The sequence below is a fragment of the Streptomyces alboniger genome (genome assembly GCF_008704395.1).
In the GTDB taxonomy this organism is placed as follows: Bacteria; Actinomycetota; Actinomycetes; order Streptomycetales; family Streptomycetaceae; genus Streptomyces; species Streptomyces alboniger.
Window position 1 is genome coordinate 7,061,188 of sequence record NZ_CP023695.1, and the last position, 19,810, is coordinate 7,080,997.

Here is a 19,810-nt window from a genome sequence, read left to right on the forward strand (position 1 = left end):
CGTGACCACCGAAGCGTACGTATACGACGCGATCCGCACCCCGCGCGGACGCGGCAAGGCCAATGGCGCCCTGCACGGCACCAAGCCGATCGACCTGGTCGTCGGCCTGATCCATGAGATCCAGGCCCGTTTCCCCGGCCTCGACCCGGCCGCCATCGACGACATCGTCCTCGGTGTGGTCGGGCCCGTCGGCGACCAGGGTTCCGACATCGCGCGGATCGCCGCCATCGCGGCCGGCCTGCCCGACACGGTCGCGGGCGTCCAGGAGAACCGCTTCTGCGCCTCGGGCCTCGAAGCGGTCAACCTCGCCGCCATGAAGGTCCGTTCGGGCTGGGAGGACCTGGTGCTGGCGGGCGGCGTCGAGTCGATGTCGCGGGTGCCGATGGCCTCCGACGGCGGCGCCTGGTTCGCCGACCCGATGACCAACTTCGAGACCGGCTTCGCGCCGCAGGGGATCGGCGCCGACCTCATCGCCACCATCGAGGGCTTCTCCCGGCGTGACGTCGACGAGTACGCGGCGCTCTCCCAGGAGCGCGCCGCCGCGGCCTGGAAGGACGGCCGCTTCGAGAAGTCCGTCGTACCCGTCAGGGACCGCAACGGCCTCGTCGTCCTCGACCACGACGAGCACATGCGCCCCGGCACCACCGCCGACTCCCTCGCCAAGCTGAAGCCGTCCTTCAAGGACATCGGCGACATGGGCGGCTTCGACGCGGTCGCGCTCCAGAAGTACCACTGGATCGAGCAGATCGACCACGTCCACCACGCGGGCAACTCCTCCGGGATCGTCGACGGCGCCTCGCTGGTCGCCGTCGGAACGAAGGAGGTCGGCGAGCGGTACGGCCTCACGCCGCGGGCGCGGATCGTCTCCGCGGCGGTCTCCGGCTCCGAGCCGCTGATCATGCTGACCGGGCCCGCGCCCGCGACCCGCAAGGCGCTCGCCAAGGCCGGTCTCACCATCGACGACATCGACCTCGTCGAGATCAACGAGGCGTTCGCGGCGGTCGTGCTGCGCTTCGTGAAGGACATGGGGCTGTCTCTGGACAAGGTGAACGTCAACGGCGGCGCGATCGCGATGGGGCATCCGCTGGGGGCGACCGGCGCGATGATCCTCGGCACGCTCGTGGACGAACTGGAGCGGCGGGACCTCCGGTACGGGTTGGCCACGCTGTGCGTGGGGGGCGGGATGGGTATCGCCACGATCGTCGAGCGGCTGTAGGGCTGAGCGCCGCAGGGGTTCGGGTGCGTCGCCGACCGCGCGTGCGCCGCGCTTGCTCGCGCGGTTCCCCGCGCCCCTGAGGCAGCGGCTCCGCCGAGCCTCCCCTCCCCGAACCCGCGTCCCCGCCAGACCCCGCCTTCCCGCCCGCCGAACAGACCTCACGGAGACAGAGACATGACCGACCCCAAGACCATCCGCTGGGAACAGGACGACACCGGTGTCGTCACCCTCGTCCTCGACGACCCCGACCAGTCCGCGAACACCATGAACCAGGCGTTCAAGGACTCCATCGCGGCGATCGCCGACCGCGCGGAGGCCGCCGTCGCGGCCGACAAGGACGCGATCCGCGGCTTCATCTACACCTCCGCCAAGAAGACCTTCTTCGCGGGCGGCGACCTCAAGGACATGATCAAGGTCGGTCCCGAGGACGCCCAGCAGGTGTTCGAGACGGGCAACGCCATCAAGCGCTCGCTGCGCCGCATCGAGACCCTCGGCAAACCCGTCGTCGCCGCCATCAACGGCGCGGCCCTCGGCGGCGGTTACGAGATCGCCCTCGCCGCACACCACCGCGTCGCCCTGGACGCCCCCGGCTCCAAGATCGGCCTGCCCGAGGTCACCCTCGGCCTGCTGCCCGCGGGCGGCGGCGTCACCAGGACCGTACGCCTCATGGGCATCACGGACGCGCTCCTGAAGGTGCTCCTCCAGGGCACCCAGTACAACCCGAGGCGCGCGCTGGAGAACGGCCTCGTCCACGAAGTGGCCGTCACCCCCGAGGAGATGATCGAGAAGGCCCGCGCCTTCATCGACGCCAACCCCGAGTCGCAGCAGCCCTGGGACAAGCCGGGCTACCGCATCCCCGGCGGCACCCCCGCCCACCCGAAGCTCGCGGCGAACCTCCCCGCCTTCCCCGCCAACCTCAAGAAGCAGACGGCGGGCGCCCCCTACCCGGCCCCGCGCAACATCCTCGCGGCCGCCGTCGAGGGCTCCCAGGTCGACTTCGAGACCGCGCAGACCATCGAGGCCAGGTACTTCACCGAGCTGGTCACCGGCCAGGTCGCCAAGAACATGATCCAGGCGTTCTTCTTCGACCTCCAGGCCGTCAACTCCGGCGCGAACCGCCCCAAGGACGTCGAGCGGAGGACCGTCCGCAAGGTCGCCGTGCTCGGCGCCGGGATGATGGGCGCCGGCATCGCCTACTCCTGTGCCCGCGCGGGCATCGACGTCGTTCTGAAGGACGTCTCGGCGGAGGCGGCGCGCAAGGGCAAGGGCTACTCCGAGAAGCTCTGCGCCAAGGCCGTCCAGCGGGGGCGCACGACCCAGGAGAAGGCGGACGCCCTCCTCGCCCGCATCACGCCCACCACCGACCCGCAGGTACTCGCGGGCTGCGACGCCGTGATCGAGGCGGTCTTCGAGGACACCTCGCTCAAGCACAAGGTGTTCCAGGAGATCCAGCACGTCGTGGAGCCGGACGCGCTGCTCTGCTCCAACACCTCGACCCTGCCGATCACCCTGCTCGCCGAGGGCGTCGACCGCCCGGTCGACTTCATCGGGCTGCACTTCTTCTCGCCCGTCGACAAGATGCCGCTCGTCGAGATCATCAAGGGCGAGCGGACCGGCGACGAGGCGCTGGCCCGCGCCTTCGACCTCGTACGCCAGATCAACAAGACGCCGATCGTCGTCAACGACGCGCGCGGCTTCTTCACCTCGCGCGTCATCGGACACTTCATCAACGAAGGCGTCGCGATGGTCGGCGAGGGCATCGAGCCCGCCTCCGTCGAGCAGGCGGCCGCCCAGGCGGGCTACCCGGCGAAGGTCCTGTCCCTGATGGACGAGCTGACCCTGACCCTGCCCCGCAAGATCCGCAACGAGACGAAGAAGGCCGTCGAGGAGGCGGGCGGCACCTGGGCCGGCCACCCCTCGGACACGGTCATCGACCGCATGATCGACGAGTTCGAGCGGCCCGGCAGGAGCGGGGGAGCGGGCTTCTACGACTACGTGGACGGCAAGCGCGCGGGGCTCTGGCCGGGCCTGCGCGAGCACTTCACCAAGCCGGGGCACGAGATCCCGTTCAAGGACATGCAGGAGCGCATGCTCTTCTCCGAGGCGCTCGACACCGTGCGCCTCCTGGAGGAGGGCGTCCTGACGTCGGTGGCCGACGCCAACATCGGCTCCATCCTCGGGATCGGCTTCCCCGGCTGGACGGGCGGCGTGCTCCAGTACATCAACGGCTACGAGGGCGGCCTGCCCGGATTCGTGGCACGCGCGCGTGAGCTGGCCGAGCGCTACGGGGAGCGGTTCACGCCGCCGGCACTGCTCGTGGAGAAGGCGGAGAAGGGCGAGAGGTTCAGCGACAGCTGACCTCGCACAAGCCGTACGTGGAGTGGCTCAGCTCTCCCTGAGCCACTTCCGCAGCTCCTCCTTGAGCGAGCGCTGGAACGCCGTCACCAGCGCCTGCACCACCATCGGCTGCATATGGGCCGACAGCGACCGCATCGCCGCCACGTGCCCCGGGTCCGACTCGCGCTCGCGGTAAGGGCCCCACACCTCGTCACGGAAGAGGCGGGACAGCTCGTGCGCGGCCGAGCGCGTGTGCTCCATCAGGACCGTGCGCGCCGCCAGGATCGTCTCGTGCGCGATGGGTACGTCGAGCAGCTGTACCCCGAGGCGCAGCAGCCCCAGGTCCACGCGGTACGTCCCCGGGGCCCGCGTCCGGGCGATGACGCTCATCGCCGCCAGCCGGTCCAGGTCCTCCTCGCTCAGCGCGCGCCCCGCCCTGCGCTCCAGCTCGGCGAGCGGGACCTCCTCGGCGGAGTCGGGCGCCCAGGAGGCCACCAGGGCGCGGTGGATGGCCAGGTCGTGCGCGCTCAGGTCCGCGGGCAGCTGCTCCAGGTACCGCTCGATAGCGGCGAGCGTCATGCCCTGGTGCTGCAACTCCTCGATGAGCGCGAGGCGGGACAGGTGGTCCTGACCGTAGTGGCCGACGCGGCGGGGGCCGATCACCGGTGGGGGCAGCAGACCCTTGGTGCTGTAGAAGCGGATCGTGCGGACCGTCACGCCCGCGCGCGCGGCCAGCTCGTCGACCGTCAACGTCGGTTCTTCGGTGTCCGTCGTCATGGCAGCGCCTCCCTCCCGTCCGGCTCCCCGGTGATGCGTCGACCGGCTCCCCGGTTACGCGTCAATGCGGTGCAACAGTATTGCTGGCACACCAGTGTTGTGAAAGCCTCCGGGCCAGTCACTCGCTCTGTCGCACGCTCAGCCAGGCCCACAGTCACGCGTCCGCTCACGCTCAGCCGATGGCGCCAGGAGGCGGTCATGACCACGATCCCGCGACTCCCCGGGGAACCGGCCGACATCACGCTCCCCGCCCTGCTGCTCCGCAACGCCGAGGACCACGGAGAGCTGCCCGCGCTCTCCTGGCGTACGGGGGAGGACTGGGCCACGCTCACCTGGCGCGAGGCGCGGCGCAAGGTCGCCGTGCTCGCCGCCGGTTACGCCGCGCTCGGCGTCGGACGGGGCGAGCACGTCCTGATGATGATGGGCAACCGCCCCGAGCACTGGCTGAGCGACCTCGCCCTGACGCACCTCGGCGCCGTCCCCGTCACCGTGTACGGCACCGCGGCCCCCGAGCAGGTCGCCCACATCGTCCGGCACAGCCGCGCCCGTTTCGCGATCGTCGAGGGAGCCGCCGAACTCCCGCGCTGGGAGCCTCTGTTGGCTGACGCGAGTGCCCCGCTGGAACGCCTCGTCGTGGTGGAGGCCGCCGAGGCGGGGGAGCACCGCACGTACGGCTCGCTGCACGCCACGGGCAGCCGCCTCCTCAACCCGGACGCCTTCGAGAAGGCATGGCGCGAGAGCCGCCCCACCGACGCGCTCACCGTCGTCTACACCTCGGGCACCACCGGCGACCCCAAGGGCGTACGCCTCACCCACCGCAACGTCCTCCTGGGCAGCATCGCCCTGGACGGTGTCGTCGACTTCCCCGAGCACGTCGGGCACATCTGCTACCTGCCCTTCGCGCACATCGCGGAACGGCTGCTCGGCATCTACCTCCCCGTCCTGCGCGCCGCGCACGTCCACCTGTGCGCCGACCCGGCCCAAGTGGCCGCCACCGCACGTGAGTTGCACCCCTTCCAGTTCTTCGGCGTCCCGCGCGTGTGGGAGAAGCTCACCGCGTCCGTGAAGGCCGCGCTCGCCGGGCTGCCCGCGGAGCGGCGGCGCGCCATCGAGGCGGCGAACGAGACGGCACGCGCGCACGTCGCCTGCCGCGAGCGCGGCGAGGAGCCATCGGCGGAGCTGCGCGCCGCGTACGAGCGGGCCAAGGAACAGGTGCTCGACCCCCTGCTCGCGCTCGCCGGGTTCGACCGCCTGGTGTGGACGGCCAGCGCCTCGGCGCCGATGCCGCCGGACGTCACCCGCTTCTGGGCCGGCTTCGGTCTGGTGATCATGGACGCGTGGGGCCTGACCGAGACGTCCGGCGTGGTCACGACCAACACCCCCGACGCGTTCCGCCTCGGCTCGGTGGGCCGCCCCCTCGCCGGCCTGGAGGTCCGCACCGCCGACGACGGCGAGCTCCTGGTCCGCGGCGCGACGGTCTTCGACGGCTATCTGCGGGCCGACGGCGGTGTCGACAGCGCGTGCGACGCCGAGGGCTGGTTCGCCACCGGGGACATCGGGCGGATCGACGAGGACGGCTTCCTCTGGCTCACCGACCGCAAGAAGGAAATGATCGTCACCTCGACCGGCAAGAACGTCTCCCCCGCACTCGTGGAGAACGCCCTCAAGGAGCACCCGCTGATCGGCCAGGCCCTCGTGCACGGCGACGGCCGCTCGTATCTGGTGGCGCTGCTCGTCCTGGACGCGGAGCTGGCGCCCGCCTGGGCCGCCGCGCACGGGATCGAGGGCGGGCTCGAAGCGGGGGAGCTGGTCTCCCACCCGGCCGTACGGGAGGAGGCCGACCGCGCCGTCCAGGCCGCCAACGCGCGCCTGAACCGCACCGAGCAGATCAAGCGCTACCGCCTCCTCGCCGAGGAGTGGGGCCCCGGGACCGGCGAGCTGACCCCGTCCCTGAAGCTGCGCCGCCGCGTCGTCCAGGAGAGGTACCAGCAGGTCATCGACGCCCTGTACACCCCCTGACCAGCATGTGAGAAGTCCCGCTATGTGACGTGCGCCACCGCGTGGACGCCGATCTCTGGGGGAAGGTGTCCCGTCGGTCCGCGCGCGTCAGGGGTGTCGTGGGCCGGAGCACCATCCGGACCCCGGAGCTCTTCCGGGCACCAGAGAGTAGATCCCCCACGTGAGCAAGGAAGCCGTAGATTCGGCCGCCCTGGACGCATCCCGCACAGATGCGTCCCAGGCCCCCGCGGACGCGGGCGACGCCGGTTACAGCAAGGACCTCAAGGCCCGTCACGTCAACATGATCGCCATTGGTGGCGCGATCGGCACTGGGCTCTTTCTCGGGGCGGGCGGCCGCCTCCACTCGGCGGGCCCCGCGCTCGCCCTCGCGTACCTCGTGTGCGGTGTCTTCGCGTTCTTCGTCGTACGCGCCCTCGGCGAGATGGTGCTCTACCGTCCGTCGTCCGGTTCGTTCGTCAGTTACGCGCGTGAGTTCCTCGGTGAGAAGGGCGCCTACGTCGCCGGTTGGATGTATTTCCTGAACTGGTCGACCACCGGCATCGCGGACATCACCGCGATCGCGCTCTACACGCACTACTGGAGCTTCTTCACCGACATCCCGCAGTGGGTGCTCGCACTGATAGCCCTGGCCGTGGTGCTGGCCATCAACCTCATCTCGGTGAAGATCTTCGGCGAGATGGAGTTCTGGTTCGCGATCATCAAGGTCGCCGCGCTCGTCGCGTTCATGCTCATCGGCATCTTCCTGCTGATCACCCAGCACGAGGTCGGCGGCGAGTCCCCCGGTCTGAACGTGATCACCGACAACGGCGGCTTCCTGCCGAACGGCATGATGCCGGTCGTGATCGTGATGCAGGGCGTCGTCTTCGCGTACGCCTCCCTGGAGCTGGTCGGCGTCGCGGCGGGCGAGACCGCCGAGCCGCACAAGATCGTCCCGCGCGCGGTCAACTCGATCATGTGGCGTGTGGGCCTCTTCTACGTCGGCTCGGTCGTCCTCCTCGCGCTGCTGCTCCCCGGCGCCGTGTACTCGGCGGACCAGAGCCCCTTCGTGACGGTCCTCTCCAAGATCGGCGTACCGGCGGCCGGTGACGTGATGAACCTGGTCGTCCTGACCGCGGCCATGTCGTCGCTCAACTCGGGGCTCTACTCCACGGGCCGCATCCTGCGCTCCATGGCGATGGCGGGCTCGGCGCCCAAGTTCACCGCGAAGATGAACAAGAGCCAGGTGCCCTACGGCGGCATCATGCTCACCGCGGGCGTCGGCGTCCTCGGCGTCGGCCTGAACAGCATCGTGCCGCACCAGGCCTTCGAGATCGTCCTCAACGTGGCGTCCCTGGGCATCATCAGCACGTGGGTGATCATCATGATCTGCCACCTGGCGTTCGTCCGCCGCTCCAAGGAAGGCGCCTTCGAACGCCCCAAGTTCCGGCTGCCCGGCAACCCGGTCACGGAGATCGTCACGATCGTCTTCCTGCTGGCGGTGCTCTGCCTGATGTGGAAGGACCCGGAGGTCGGCCGCAAGACGCTGTTCCTCATCCCGATCGTCGCCGCGGCGCTGGTCGTCGGCTGGTACGCGATCCGCCGCAAGGCCGACCGCGAGGCGGAGACCCTCTTGAAGTAGCGGCACACCGCCACGGTCGCGTGGCCGCGCCCACGGTGGCGTCACTCCGGAGACACACGATCTTTGGAGTGACGCCACCGCTGCGTCGGCCCCGACGGGTTCCGGTCGTCGGGTGTACGTATTCGGGCCCTCGTCGGGCGGCACCCCTGGCGGCTGGGCCCGGAGCACCGGAGACTCGGGGCATGGACGCCATGGTGTCGGTCAAGGACGGCGAAGTCTGGGCGCACGACTCGGGAGAGCCGGACGCGGGAGGGCCGGACAGCGGCGGCCTGCCGCTGGTCCTCCTCCATCCGGGCGTCGGTGACTCCCGGGTCTGGGACCCCGTCCTGCCGCACCTCACCGAGCGGCATCGGGTGATCCGGTACGACGCGCGGGGCTACGGCAGGTCGCCGGCGCCGACCGCGCCCTACTCGCTGGTCGAGGACCTGATCGCGGTACTCGACCACTTCGGAGCGGCCCGTGCCGTCCTCGCGGGATCGAGCATGGGCGGCGCGACGGCCATCAGCCTCGCTCTCCGCGACCCGGCGCGGGTGGCGGCCCTCGCCCTGGTGGTCCCCGGCGTCACGGGCGCCGAGGACCTCGTCTCGCGGGACTTCACCGCCGAGGTCGGCAAGCTCGCGGAGGCGGGGGACGTGGACGGCATCGTGGCGCTGGTGATGCGTACGTCGGCCGCCGCGGGCACCGGGGCCGATCTGGAGGTGGAGGCGCACGTCAGGTCGGTGATCCCGGCCTGGTTCGCCGTTCACCCGTACCACGTCCCCGACCCGCCCGCCTTCGACCGCCTCGGCGAACTCGACGTCCCGTGCGTCCTCGTCCTCGGTGAGCGCGACCAGCCCGAGGTGGTCCGTACGAACGAGGCGATGGCGCGGCGCATCCCGGGCTGCCGCCTCGTACGCCTCGCGCACAGCGACCACTTCCCGACCGTGCGTGAACCGTCCGCGGTCGCGGAAGCCGTCCTGGAGGCACATGCGGCGGCGGGGGGCCCGGCAGGCCAGCGGTGACGTGCCGCCTCTGACGCTCCCGGCCGCATACTGGAACACGCACGAACCGGGTACGGGTCCGCAGGCCATCGGTGCCCCCGGGCACCCGGCCCGGATCCCCGTACCGCCCAGGAGCACGTCGCATGAAGCCCGACCACCCCCGCGACGTGCACCACCCGGGCCCGGACCACGGCCGGAGCCATCGCGGCGACCCCGCCCCGCCCCCTCCCGACGGCATCCTCTGGAGCCTCGCGGGTGACGTCCGCTCGCTCCTGATGCTGCCGTCCGCGCTCGTCCTCCAGGTCGCGCACCCGGCGGTCGGCGCCGGCGTCGAGCAGCACTCGGTGTTCCGGACCGACCCGTGGGGCCGGGGGGAGCGCTCGCTGCGATCGGTGCTGCTGTGGGTGTACGGCGGCGACGAGGCGGTCGCGGAGGGCCGCAGGCTCCGCGCGCTGCACCGCACCATCCAGGGCACCGACACCCGCGGCCGCCGCTACCACGCGCTGACGCCCGCCAACTACGCCTGGGTCCACGCCACGGGCTTCCCCGTCTACCGGCACGCGCAGCGCTATCTGGGCCGCCCCTTCACCGAGGCACAGGAGCGCCGGCTGTACGCGGAGTGGCTCCAGGTCGGCCGGATCCTCGGCATCCACGACCGGGACATGCCACGGACGCCGGAGGAGTTCTGGCCGTACTACCGCCGAGTCCTGGCCGACGAACTCGAACTCACGCCCGTGGCGAAGGAGCTGACCGCCACCGACGCCTCCGTCCCGCCGCCCGACCGAGGTCCGCGCCCCGTGCGCGTCCTGGCCCGGATCCTGTGGCCCGCCCTGCTGCCCCCGCTGGCCCGCTTCCGCCGCTTCGTCACGATCGGCCTCATGCCCCCGGACGCCCGGCAGGCGCTCGGCCTTCCCTGGACCCCGCGCCAGGAACGCGCCCTGCGCGTCCTGGGCGGGGCGGTGCGGACGGTGGTCCCGCTGCTGCCGGAGCGGCTGCGCTATCTGCCGACGGCGCGCAGGGCCCGCGCACGACACCGCGCCGCCCGTCGTTGAGACCGGGCGGCGCGGCTCACCACGGCGTCAGTGCTTGTGCCCGTGCTTGTGGTCGTGGTCGTGGTCGTGCACATCGTTCGTGTCCGCGATCTGCTTCCACGACTTCGGCTTGGCGGGCACCGCGGCCGAGCGTGCGAAGCCGGCGTCCCGTGCGGCGGGCGCGTCCGGCCGCGACGGCTGGTACAGCCAGGTGTCGAAGAGGTCCGCGAGCGGCTTGCCCGAGATCCTCTCGGCGTACTTCACGAAGTCGCCGACCTTGGCGTTGCCGTACTTGTACTGCTGCGGCCACCCCTTGAGGACGGCGAAGAACGCGTCGTCGCCGATCTCGTTCCGCAGCGCCTGGAGGGCGAGCGCGCCCCGGTCGTAGACGGCGATGTGGAACTGCTTGTCCGGGCCCGGGTCGCCCGGCTTGACGGTCCAGAACGGGTCGTCGGCGGACCGCTGCGCGTACACGTAGTCCGCGAGTTCCTGCGCGGTCCCCTCGCCCTCCTTCTCCGACCACAGCCACTGGCTGTAGCGGGCGAAGCCCTCGTTGACCCAGATGTCCTTCCAGTGGTGCACGGAGACGCTGTCGCCGTACCACTGGTGGGCCAGCTCATGGACGACGATGGACGCGTTGGATCCGTTCGCGAACGCGGAGGGGCTGTAGAAGGGCCGCGTCTGGGTCTCCAGGGCGTAGCTGGTCTTCACGTTCGGGACGTATCCGCCGAGCGCGTTGAAGGGGTACTTCCCGAAGACCGTCTCCAGCCACTCCGCGACCTCGGTGGTCCGCTCCAGGCTGGCCCGCGCCGCACCCGCGTTGTCGCCGAGGTCCTTGCTGTAGGCGTTGAGGACCGGCAGACCGCCCTCGGTCTTGTCGGTCGTGATGTCGAACTTGCCGACCGCGAGCGTGGTGAGGTAGCTCGCCTGCGGCTTGTTGGACCGCCAGTTGAAGCGGGTCCAGCCGAGCCGTGAACTCTGCGACTGCAACACGCCGTTGGAGATCGCCTGGGTGCCGTCGGGCACGGACACCGACACGTCGTACGTCGCCTTGTCCAGCGGATGGTCGTTGGAGGGGAACCACCACACGGCGCCCTCCGGCTCCTGCGCCGCCACTCCGCCGTCCGGCGTCCGGTGCCAGGCCGTGTAACCGTCGATCTTCAGCTCGGACGGCTTGCCCGCGTACCGCACGACCACGGTGACCGGCGTGCCCTTGGCGAGACCCGCGGCCGGGGTTATCTCCAGCTCCTGGTCGCCGGTCTTCGCGAACTTCGCCTTCTTGCCGTTGACCCGCACCTCGGAGACCTTGAGCCCGAAGTCCAGGTTGAAGCGCGAAAGGTTCTGCGTGGTGCGCGCGTTGATCGTGGCCGTGCCTTCGAGCAGGTCGGTCACGGGCTGGTACTTGAGCCTCAGGTCGTAGTGGGAGACGTCGTAGCCGCCGTTGCCGCTGGCCGGGTAGTAGGGGTCGCCGATGCCCGGGGCTCCGGGGGAGAAGTCCGCGGCCGATGCCGGGATCGCCAGCAGGAGAGAGGCCGCGAGCGCGCCCGGGGCGATGAGTCTGCGGTGCACGTCAAGCTCCAAGTCGTAGGGGCACAAGATCTTTTCGTCTTGGTCGACGACCCTATTCAGCACGCCCCACACCCGTCATGTCCATGGTCCCGAACGTCACACGATCGCCATTCTCCTGACATGTGCCTTGTTGTCCCACGCTCTTGCCGGGGGAACGTCCGGCCCTCTGTCGCACGGGAGTTCGCCGGTGTACCTTCCGCGCCATGCCGATACGCGCGCCACGCACCCGCCTCCTCCGGAGACCGCTGCTGACGGCGACCCTGGCCGCCCTGATGGCCACCCTCGTGGCCCCGGGCGCGGCGCGGGGAGCCGCCGAGGCCCCCCGCGAGAGCAGGCCCACGTACTCGTACGAGAACGCGATACGCGAATCCGTATGGGTCGACACCAGGATCGACGGCGACGCGAACGGCAGGACCGACCGCGTCGCCGTCGACATCGTCCGCCCCCGCGAACTCGACCGCGCCGGCCGCCGCATACCGGTGATCATGGACGCGAGCCCGTACTACTCCTGCTGCGGACGCGGCAACGAGCGGCAGAAGAAGACGTACGACGAGAACGGCGACCCCGTACGCCTCCCGCTCCACTACGACAACTACTTCGTCCCCCGCGGCTACGGCTACGTCGCCGTGGACCTCACCGGCACGAACCGCTCCGACGGCTGCGTCGACATCGGGGGCCGCTCCGACGTTCGGTCGGCCAAGGCCGTCGTCGACTGGCTGAACGGCCGCGCCCGCGGCTACACCAGCCGCACCGGCGACGAACGCGCCCGCGCCTCCTGGAGCAACGGCAGGACCGGCATGATCGGCAAGAGCTACGACGGCACCATCGCGAACGGCGTGGCCGCCACGGGAGTGCGCGGCCTCAAGACGATCGTGCCGATCAGCGCCATCTCCTCCTGGTACGACTACTACTTCGCCAAGGGCGCCCCGCTCTTCGGCAGCGGCCCCGACGGCCTCGCCAGGGGCGTGGAGAGCCCCGAGGCCCGCGCCCGCTGCGGCGCCGTCAAGCAGCGCCTGGTCGACGGCGCGCCCCGCAGCGGCGACTGGACCCCCCTGTGGAGCGAGCGCGACTACGTCCCCGACGCCGGCAAGGTGCGGGCCAGCGTCTTCCTCGTCCACGGCATGCAGGACCTGAACGTCCGCACCAAGCACTTCGGCCAGTGGTGGGACGCCCTGGCCGAGAACGGCGTCGACCGCAAGATCTGGCTCGGCCAGGCCGGCCACGTCGACCCCTTCGACTTCCGCAGGGCCCACTGGGTGCGCACCCTGCACCGCTGGTTCGACCATGAACTCCTCGGCTACGACAACGGCGTCGACCGCGAACCGATGGCCGACATCGAGCGCGCCCCCGACCGCTGGACCACGGACCGCACCTGGCCCCCGCGCACCACGGACACCGTCGAACTGCGCCCCGCCAAGGGTTCCTCATCCGGCGTCGGCACCCTCGGCACGCGCCCCGGCAAGGGCATCGAGACCTTCACCGACGACCCGGGACTGAGCGAGACCGACTGGGCCGAGCGGATCCACACCCCCACGCCCGCCAAGGCCGGATTCGTCAGCAAGCCACTCGGCCGCGATCTGCGCCTGTCCGGCTCCTCGAAGGTCACGGTGACGGCGACGCCGACCACCCGCACCGCCCACCTCTCCGCCGTCCTCGTCGACCTCGGCCCCGACACCATCCGGGACTACGCCCATGAGAGCGAAGGCATCATCACGCTTCCCGACCGCACCTGCTGGGGCGCGAGCACCGTGGGCGACAGCGCCTGCTTCAAGGAGACGACGGCCAAGACCACCGACGTCGACTACACGATCTTCAGCCGCGGCTGGGCCGACCTCGGCAACTGGGCCGACGACGAGCGCGGCCGTCCGCTCACCCCGGGCAGGCCGCACACCATCACCCTCGACCTCGCCGCGAGCGACCACGTCGTCCCCAAGGGCCACCGCCTCGCCCTGATCGTCGCGGGCACCGACAAGGGCCTCGTCGAACCGCCCGCCGACACCCCGACGCTCACCCTCGACCTGGCCCGCACCTACGCGAAGGTGCCCCTGGTCGGCGGCGCGAAGGCGTTCACCACCTCCACCACCGTCACCCCCCGCGCGCCCCGTCTCGACGGCGTGGCCCCGCCGCGTCCGCTCAACCCCCTCCCGGGAGGCAGTACTTCATGACAGCCCGAATACGTACCCTGGTGCTCGCCTGTGCCACCGTCGCGCTCGCCGCACCGCTCCTGACGGCGCCCGCCCAGGCGACCCCGAAGCCGCCGAGCACCGGCTTCGAGGAGACCGCGGGTGCCCGCTGGACCACCCAGCCCGAGGAGCAGCGACTCCTCACCACCGTGGACAGGGCGAGCGACCGGGTCTCCGTGTCCCGTATCGGCACGACCAAGCAGGACCGCCCGCTGCAACTGGTCCGCATCGCGGAGCGCCCCACGAAGAGCACCGTGCTGCTGATCTGCAGCCAGCACGGCGACGAACCGTCGGGCCGCGAGGCCTGCCTGTCGACGATCCGCGACCTCGCCTACGCGCAGGACAGAAAGACCCGGCGCTTCCTGGCACGCACCACCCTTCTGGTCGTCCCCACGGCCAACCCGGACGGCCGCGCCGCCGACACCCGCGGCAACTCCGACGGCGTCGACATCAACCGCGACCACATAGCCCTGAAGACCGCGGAGGGCCGCGCCCTCGCCGCCGTGATCCGCGACCGCGAGCCCGACGTCATCTACGACCTGCACGAGTACGGCGCGACACCCAAGTACTACGACAAGGACCTCTTCGACCTCTGGCCGCGCAACCTCAACACCGACGAGGCGGTGCACAAGGAGGCCCAGACCCTGTCGAAGGCGTACGTACGCCCGGCCGCCGAGGCCGACGGGTACACGACGGGTACCTACGGCATCTGGACCGACCCCGTCACCGGCGACCCCATCAAGCAGACCGCGGGCGACGGCCAGGAGCGCATCCTGCGCAACGTCTCCGGCATCAAGCACGCGGCCGGCCTGCTCATCGAGAGCCGCGTCGACCCCCTCACCGAGGCCGAGAAGAAGGACGAGGCACTGAACAACCGCCGCCGCGTGAAGTCCCAAGCCTCCGCGCTCAAGGGCCTCTTCGACTACTCGGACGAGCGGCGCCTGCGCCTGGAGCGCGCCACCGACGCGGCCCGCGCCGAGGGGTACCGCGACCGCGGCCCCGTCTACCTCGGCGGCGCCGACAACGACCCCGCCGAGCCGAACGAGATCATCCAGAACCCGCCCTGCGGCTACCGCCTGGACGCCGCCCAGTACGGCGACATCAAGGACGAACTGGCGCTGCACGGAGTCACGGTGAAGCGCCAGAAGTCAGGCGCGTACGTCCCGCTGCGGCAGTCCGCGCGGGCCCTCGTACCGCTCCTGCTCGACGAACGTGCGCCATATCACATGGTCACAGCTCGGCCCGACATGGGCTGTTGAGGGCCTGAGAGGTGCGTCACATGTGGTAGGGGGTAACGGAGAACAAAGTCTCGACTCAACCGACCCCTTGAAAGGTGTCACCTGTGACGCAGGATCAGCGACAAGCGGACGACGGGGGAGGGCAGCAGGAGATCATGGCGCCCGCCCCCGGCGGCCGGTCCCCGAGCACGGACCGGGTGGTGTTCGGCGTGACCGCCGTGCTCACCCTGGCGTTCGTGGTCTGGGGCGCGGTGGCGACGGACTCGCTCAAAGACATCTCCACGGACATGCTCGACGGCTTGATGCACAACGGCGGTTGGTTCTTCATGCTGACCGCCAGCGGCTTCGTGGTCTTCGCGCTCTGGCTCGCCGTCAGCCGGTACGGAAAGATCACCCTCGGCAAGGAGGGGGAGGAGCCGGAGTTCCGCACCGTCTCCTGGGTCGCCATGATGTTCAGCGCCGGTATGGGTATCGGCCTGATGTTCTACGGAGTGAGCGAGCCCCTGGCCCACTTCACCGCGCCACCGCCGGGCACCGACCCGGCCGACTCGGCCGCGGCGATGGAGACGTCGATGGCCACCACCCTCTTCCACTGGACGCTCCACCCGTGGGCGATCTACGCGGTCGTGGGCCTCGCCATCGCGTACAGCACCTTCCGGCGCAACCGGCGCCAGACCATCAGCGCCGTCTTCGAACCGCTCATCGGCGAGAAGCGCGCCCGCGGCGCCTGGGGCCGGGTCATCGACATCCTGGCCATCTTCGCCACGCTCTTCGGCTCGGCCGCCTCGCTGGGCCTCGGCGCCCTCCAGATCGGCAGCGGCATCGAGGTGCTCGACTGGATGGAGAACGCCGGCACCGGCCTGCTCGTCGTGATCATCGCCGTGCTGACCCTGGCCTTCGTGGCGTCCGCCGTCTCCGGTGTGGAGAAGGGCGTCCAGTGGCTGTCCAACATCAACATGGTGCTCGCGCTGCTGCTGGTCGTGTTCGTCTTCATCGCGGGCCCCACCGTCATCATGCTCGACATGCTGCCGTCCTCGCTCGGCGCCTACCTCGACGACCTGCCCCAGCTGATCGGCCGCACCGAGGCCTCCAGCGGCAAGGGCGTCGCGGACTGGCTGAGCAGCTGGACGGTCTTCTACTGGGCCTGGTGGATCTCCTGGACGCCCTTCGTGGGCATGTTCATCGCGCGGATCAGCCGCGGCCGTACGATCCGTCAGTTCGTCGGCGGCGTCATCCTGGTGCCGAGCACGGTCAGCCTCATCTGGTTCGCGGTGTTCGGCGGCAGCGCCATCACCGTCGCGGACCGGGGCGGCCTGAAGGGCGAGACGACACCGGAGGCGCAGCTCTTCGGCCTGCTCCACGAGTATCCGATCGCGACGGTCACCAGCCTCCTCGTGATGATCCTCGTAGGCATCTTCTTCGTGTCGGGCGCCGACGCCGCGTCGATCGTCATGGGCACGCTCTCCCAGCGGGGCGCGCTCGAACCGGGCCGGTTCGTCGTGATCTTCTGGGGCATCGTGACCGGCGCCGTGGCGGCGATCATGCTGCTGATCGGCGACGGCTCGGACGACGCGCTCACCGGTCTGCGCAACCTCACCATCCTGGTCGCGGCACCCTTCACGCTCGTCATGATCGGTATGTGCGTGTCCCTGATGCGGGACCTGCGCCACGACCCGCTGATCGTGCGCGGCGAGCACGGCACGGAAGCCGTCGAGAAGGCCGTGATCGCGGGCCACGAGCAGTACGACGGTGACTTCGAGATCCGGATCGGCCCCGCCCAGGACGACGAGGGCGACGGCCTGGAAAGGGACAACGACCCGGTCAAGACCCGCTGACGGCCTTCGGAGGGCGGCGCGCCCGACGCCCGCCGCCCTCCGAGCGACCGTACGCGTCCAGCCGGCTCTGCACGCGTACGCCCTCGACCACGCGTACGCAGCGACACGCGTCCGAGGCCGCCGCGGGCTCGCCGGCGGGGATCCGACGCAGCTAAATGTGTCATGCCGTGCTCACATCACCCCGCTGCTGGGGATACTCACAGCATGTCTGCCGAGTACGCGACCTTCGGTCTGGCACCGGCCATGCGAGCCGGTGGAGTTCTCGCCAACGGTGACTTCCAAGTGCACCGCGACTTCGTCGACTTCATCGTGAACGGGCGCCCCCTCCTCTTCCAGCTCTGTGACCTCGACGCGGTGTCGCCGCTGGCCGCCGACATCCCGCCCGCCATCTTCACGGCACACGTCCGCAGGCTCCTCCTGGAGGCCCCCGCGCCACTGCGCGACGGGCGGTACGTCATCTACGGCTGCCCCGAGTGCGAGGGCCTGGAGTGCGGAGCGGTCACGGCGGTGATCGAGAAGGCCCCCGACGACAGCGACGACTTCATCTGGCGCGACTTCGCCTGGCAGACGGCGGAACCCGCCGATCTCGAACTCAACGGCTACCACGGCATAGGGCCGTTCCGCTTCCGCGGCGCCGAATACCGCGCGGCGCTCGGCCAGTTGCTCGCCTCCGAGGCACCGCAGGCCCGCCGACGGGTCCTGCTGATCGGCCCCCGCGTCGCGCTCCTCGCCAAGCTGGCGGCGGCGCTGCGCACGATCGGCATCGGCGCGGAGATCGCCGCTGACGCGGCGGGTGTCCCCCCTGATGAGCTACGCACGTACGGAGCCGTCGCGTTCGGCCGCACCGTCACCGACGAGACCCGGCGCTCCGTGCGCTCGGCGTTCGACCGGGCCGGGGTCGAGGTCGCCTACGTCGACGGACTCGCCCCGATAGTCCCGCTCCTGGTCGCCCAGATCGAGTACGCGCTGGACCGCAGCCCCCAGGAACAACGCCGCCTGACCGGCCTCGCCGCATGCCGGGACGCGGCACGGCTCCGGATCACGTCGACGTGCCGGGTCCAGCTGATCGCCTACCGGGTGGACCGCTTGTCCCGCGCCCACGTGCACGAGGTCTTCGACGAGGTCCTTGAGGCGGGCGAGCACCGGGTCCCCCTCGCGGCGAAGGCCACGAAAGGCGACTCCTATGTAGTGGCCCGAACCTCCACGAGCGTCCTCGTGACCCCGACCCGGCCCACGGAGGCGCCGTAAGCAGCCGGGGACGCCGACCCCGGCCAGGGACGGCGGGGCGGTCGAGGAGGAGCCGGCCGCACCCCCGCACCCCGCCCGTAGAATGACTCCCCTGATGACCGCAACTCTCGTCGCCAAAGACCTCACCGCCGCCCACGGCGACCGCACCCTCTTCTCCGCCCTGGAACTGGTCGTCGCCCCCGGCGACGTCATCGGCCTGGTAGGCGCGAACGGCGCCGGCAAGTCCACCCTCCTGCGGCTGCTCGCCGGCCTGGACACCCCCGAAGGGGGAGAGCTGAGGCTGTCGCCCCCGACCGCCTCCGTGGGCCACCTGCCACAGGAGCCGGAGCGCCGCCCCGGCGAGACGATCCGCGCGTTCCTGGCCCGCCGCACCGGCGTCGCGGAGGCCCAGCGGATCATGGACGAGGCCACCCAGGCCCTGGTGGACGGAGCCCCCGGCGCGGACGACGCCTACGCCGACAGTCTGGAGCGCTGGCTGGCACTCGGCGGCGCCGACCTCGACGAGCGCGCCGAGGAGGTCACGGACTCCCTCGGCCTGACCGTCGGCCTGGACCAGACGATGACGTCGCTCTCCGGAGGCCAGGCGGCCCGCGCCGGCCTCGCCTCGCTGCTGCTCTCGCGCTACGACGTGTTCCTCCTGGACGAGCCGACCAACGACCTCGACCTGGCGGGCCTGGAACGCCTGGAGGCCTTCGTCAAGGGCCTGCGCGCAGGCACGGTCGTCGTCAGCCACGACCGCGAGTTCCTCAGTCGCACCGTGACCAAGGTTCTCGAACTCGATCTGGCCCAGCAGCAGATCAACCTCTACGGCGGCGGCTACGACGCGTACCTGGAGGAGCGCGAGGTGGCCCGCCGCCACGCCCGCGACGAGTACGACGAGTACGCCGACAAGAAGTCGGCGCTCCAGAGCCGTGCCCAGATGCAGCGCTCCTGGGCGGACAAGGGCGTCAAGAATGCCCGCCGCAAGGCGAAGTCGGGCGGCGACAACGACAAGATCGGCCGGAACTTCCGCAGTGACGCCACCGAGAAGCAGGCCGCGAAGGCCCGCCAGACGCAACGCATGATCGAGCGCCTGGACGCGGTCGAGGAGCCCCGCAAGGAGTGGGAGCTGCGCATGGAGATCGCGGCGGCGCCCCGTTCCGGCGCGGTCGTGGCGGGCCTGCGCGACGCGGAGGTACGCCGGGGGGAGTTCACCCTCGGCCCCGTCACCGTGCAGATCGACTGGGCGGACCGCGTGGCGATCACCGGCGCGAACGGCTCGGGCAAGTCGACGCTGCTCGGCGCCCTCCTGGAACGCGTCCCTCTGGACGCGGGCCACGGGGCTCTAGGCTCGGGCGTACTCGTCGGCGAGGTCGACCAGGCCCGCGCCCTCTTCCACGGCGAGGAGTCCCTGCTCGACGCGTTCTGCGCGGCCGTGCCGGACACCGAGCCGGCGGAGGTCCGCACGCTTCTCGCCAAGTTCGGCCTGAAGGCGGAGCACGTGCTGCGCTCCGCGGTGACGCTCTCGCCCGGTGAACGCACCCGCGCGGCCCTCGCACTGCTCCAGGGCAGGGGCGTCAACCTCCTCGTCCTCGACGAGCCGACGAACCACCTCGACCTGCCCGCGATCGAGCAGTTGGAGGCGGCCCTGGAGTCCTACGAGGGCACGCTGCTGCTCGTCACGCACGACCGCCGGATGCTGGACGCGGTGAGCGTGACGCGCCGCCTGGAGGTGACGGAGGGCAAAGTGACCGAGCTGTCACTCTGACCTCCGCCCCCC

General features: G+C 70.8%; 13 protein-coding genes. 11 read left to right on the forward strand and 2 right to left on the reverse strand.

Annotated elements, in window-relative coordinates; translation table 11 throughout:
- The first annotated feature begins 1 nt into the window (after position 1).
- Positions 2-1,216 carry an acetyl-CoA C-acetyltransferase gene (locus tag CP975_RS31035; RefSeq protein ID WP_150477595.1) on the forward strand — a complete coding sequence of 405 codons (1,215 nt, stop codon included), beginning with the start codon at positions 2-4 and terminating at the stop codon, positions 1,214-1,216.
- A gap of 174 nt (positions 1,217-1,390) precedes the next feature.
- On the forward strand, positions 1,391-3,574 hold the full coding sequence (locus CP975_RS31040) for a 3-hydroxyacyl-CoA dehydrogenase NAD-binding domain-containing protein (protein ID WP_150477596.1): 2,184 nt from the start codon (positions 1,391-1,393) through the stop codon (positions 3,572-3,574).
- Positions 3,575-3,601: 27 nt separating this feature from the next.
- On the opposite strand, the gene CP975_RS31045 is transcribed toward CP975_RS31040, so the two are convergent.
- A complete protein-coding gene (locus CP975_RS31045; protein ID WP_055529335.1) occupies positions 3,602-4,330 on the reverse strand; it encodes a MerR family transcriptional regulator in 729 nt (242 codons plus the stop codon).
- Positions 4,331-4,528: 198 nt separating this feature from the next.
- Here CP975_RS31045 and CP975_RS31050 point away from each other — a divergent pair, with 198 nt between their 5' ends.
- From CP975_RS31050 to CP975_RS31065, 4 genes are all read left to right on the forward strand, one after another.
- The gene (locus CP975_RS31050) at positions 4,529-6,349 is read left to right on the forward strand and encodes an AMP-dependent synthetase/ligase (protein ID WP_055529333.1); all 1,821 of its coding nucleotides are present in this window, start codon (positions 4,529-4,531) and stop codon (positions 6,347-6,349) included.
- 160 nt (positions 6,350-6,509) lie between these two features.
- Complete coding sequence (locus CP975_RS31055; RefSeq protein ID WP_055529331.1) at positions 6,510-7,967, forward strand: amino acid permease; 1,458 nt, start codon at positions 6,510-6,512, stop codon at positions 7,965-7,967.
- A 182-nt stretch (positions 7,968-8,149) separates the two neighbouring features.
- Complete coding sequence (locus CP975_RS31060; RefSeq protein WP_055529329.1) at positions 8,150-8,968, forward strand: alpha/beta fold hydrolase; 819 nt, start codon at positions 8,150-8,152, stop codon at positions 8,966-8,968.
- Between the two features lie 122 nt (positions 8,969-9,090).
- Positions 9,091-9,999 (forward strand): oxygenase MpaB family protein, encoded by a 909-nt coding sequence (locus tag CP975_RS31065; protein WP_055529327.1) that lies wholly within the window; start codon positions 9,091-9,093, stop codon positions 9,997-9,999.
- Between the two features lie 27 nt (positions 10,000-10,026).
- Here CP975_RS31065 and CP975_RS31070 read toward each other — a convergent pair whose 3' ends face one another.
- Complete coding sequence (locus tag CP975_RS31070) at positions 10,027-11,547, reverse strand: M1 family metallopeptidase (RefSeq protein WP_055529345.1); 1,521 nt, start codon at positions 11,545-11,547, stop codon at positions 10,027-10,029.
- Positions 11,548-11,750: 203 nt separating this feature from the next.
- Here CP975_RS31070 and CP975_RS31075 point away from each other — a divergent pair, with 203 nt between their 5' ends.
- The 5 genes from CP975_RS31075 to CP975_RS31095 all read left to right on the forward strand — a co-directional run bounded on the left by CP975_RS31075 (position 11,751) and on the right by CP975_RS31095 (position 19,798).
- Entirely contained in the window at positions 11,751-13,712 is a 1,962-nt protein-coding gene (locus tag CP975_RS31075; RefSeq protein ID WP_055529325.1) for a Xaa-Pro dipeptidyl-peptidase, read from the forward strand.
- Positions 13,709-14,989 carry a M14 family metallopeptidase gene (locus tag CP975_RS31080; protein WP_055529323.1) on the forward strand — a complete coding sequence of 427 codons (1,281 nt, stop codon included), beginning with the start codon at positions 13,709-13,711 and terminating at the stop codon, positions 14,987-14,989. The genes CP975_RS31075 and CP975_RS31080 overlap by 4 nt, the downstream gene beginning before the upstream one ends.
- A gap of 134 nt (positions 14,990-15,123) precedes the next feature.
- Positions 15,124-16,803, forward strand: coding sequence for a BCCT family transporter (locus CP975_RS31085; RefSeq protein ID WP_150478027.1), 1,680 nt, complete (start codon positions 15,124-15,126; stop codon positions 16,801-16,803).
- A gap of 204 nt (positions 16,804-17,007) precedes the next feature.
- Positions 17,008-18,051 carry a hypothetical protein gene (locus CP975_RS31090; protein ID WP_055529319.1) on the forward strand — a complete coding sequence of 348 codons (1,044 nt, stop codon included), beginning with the start codon at positions 17,008-17,010 and terminating at the stop codon, positions 18,049-18,051.
- A 94-nt stretch (positions 18,052-18,145) separates the two neighbouring features.
- Positions 18,146-19,798: an ABC-F family ATP-binding cassette domain-containing protein gene (locus CP975_RS31095; RefSeq protein WP_055529343.1), complete on the forward strand. Its 1,653-nt coding sequence runs from the start codon at positions 18,146-18,148 to the stop codon at positions 19,796-19,798.
- The last annotated feature ends 12 nt before the right edge of the window (positions 19,799-19,810 follow it).

Bases quoted from the DNA above. Each gene is read 5' to 3' on its own strand.
- CP975_RS31080 (WP_055529323.1), top strand. From the start codon at position 13,709: ATGACAGCCCGAATACGTACCCTGGTGCTCGCCTGTGCCACCGTCGCG.
- CP975_RS31045 (WP_055529335.1), bottom strand. From the start codon at position 4,330: ATGACGACGGACACCGAAGAACCGACGTTGACGGTCGACGAGCTGGCC.
- CP975_RS31040 (WP_150477596.1), top strand. From the start codon at position 1,391: ATGACCGACCCCAAGACCATCCGCTGGGAACAGGACGACACCGGTGTC.
- CP975_RS31050 (WP_055529333.1), top strand. From the start codon at position 4,529: ATGACCACGATCCCGCGACTCCCCGGGGAACCGGCCGACATCACGCTC.
- CP975_RS31060 (WP_055529329.1), top strand. From the start codon at position 8,150: ATGGACGCCATGGTGTCGGTCAAGGACGGCGAAGTCTGGGCGCACGAC.
- CP975_RS31085 (WP_150478027.1), top strand. From the start codon at position 15,124: ATGGCGCCCGCCCCCGGCGGCCGGTCCCCGAGCACGGACCGGGTGGTG.
- CP975_RS31065 (WP_055529327.1), top strand. From the start codon at position 9,091: ATGAAGCCCGACCACCCCCGCGACGTGCACCACCCGGGCCCGGACCAC.
- CP975_RS31075 (WP_055529325.1), top strand. From the start codon at position 11,751: ATGCCGATACGCGCGCCACGCACCCGCCTCCTCCGGAGACCGCTGCTG.
- CP975_RS31090 (WP_055529319.1), top strand. From the start codon at position 17,008: ATGTCTGCCGAGTACGCGACCTTCGGTCTGGCACCGGCCATGCGAGCC.
- CP975_RS31095 (WP_055529343.1), top strand. From the start codon at position 18,146: ATGACCGCAACTCTCGTCGCCAAAGACCTCACCGCCGCCCACGGCGAC.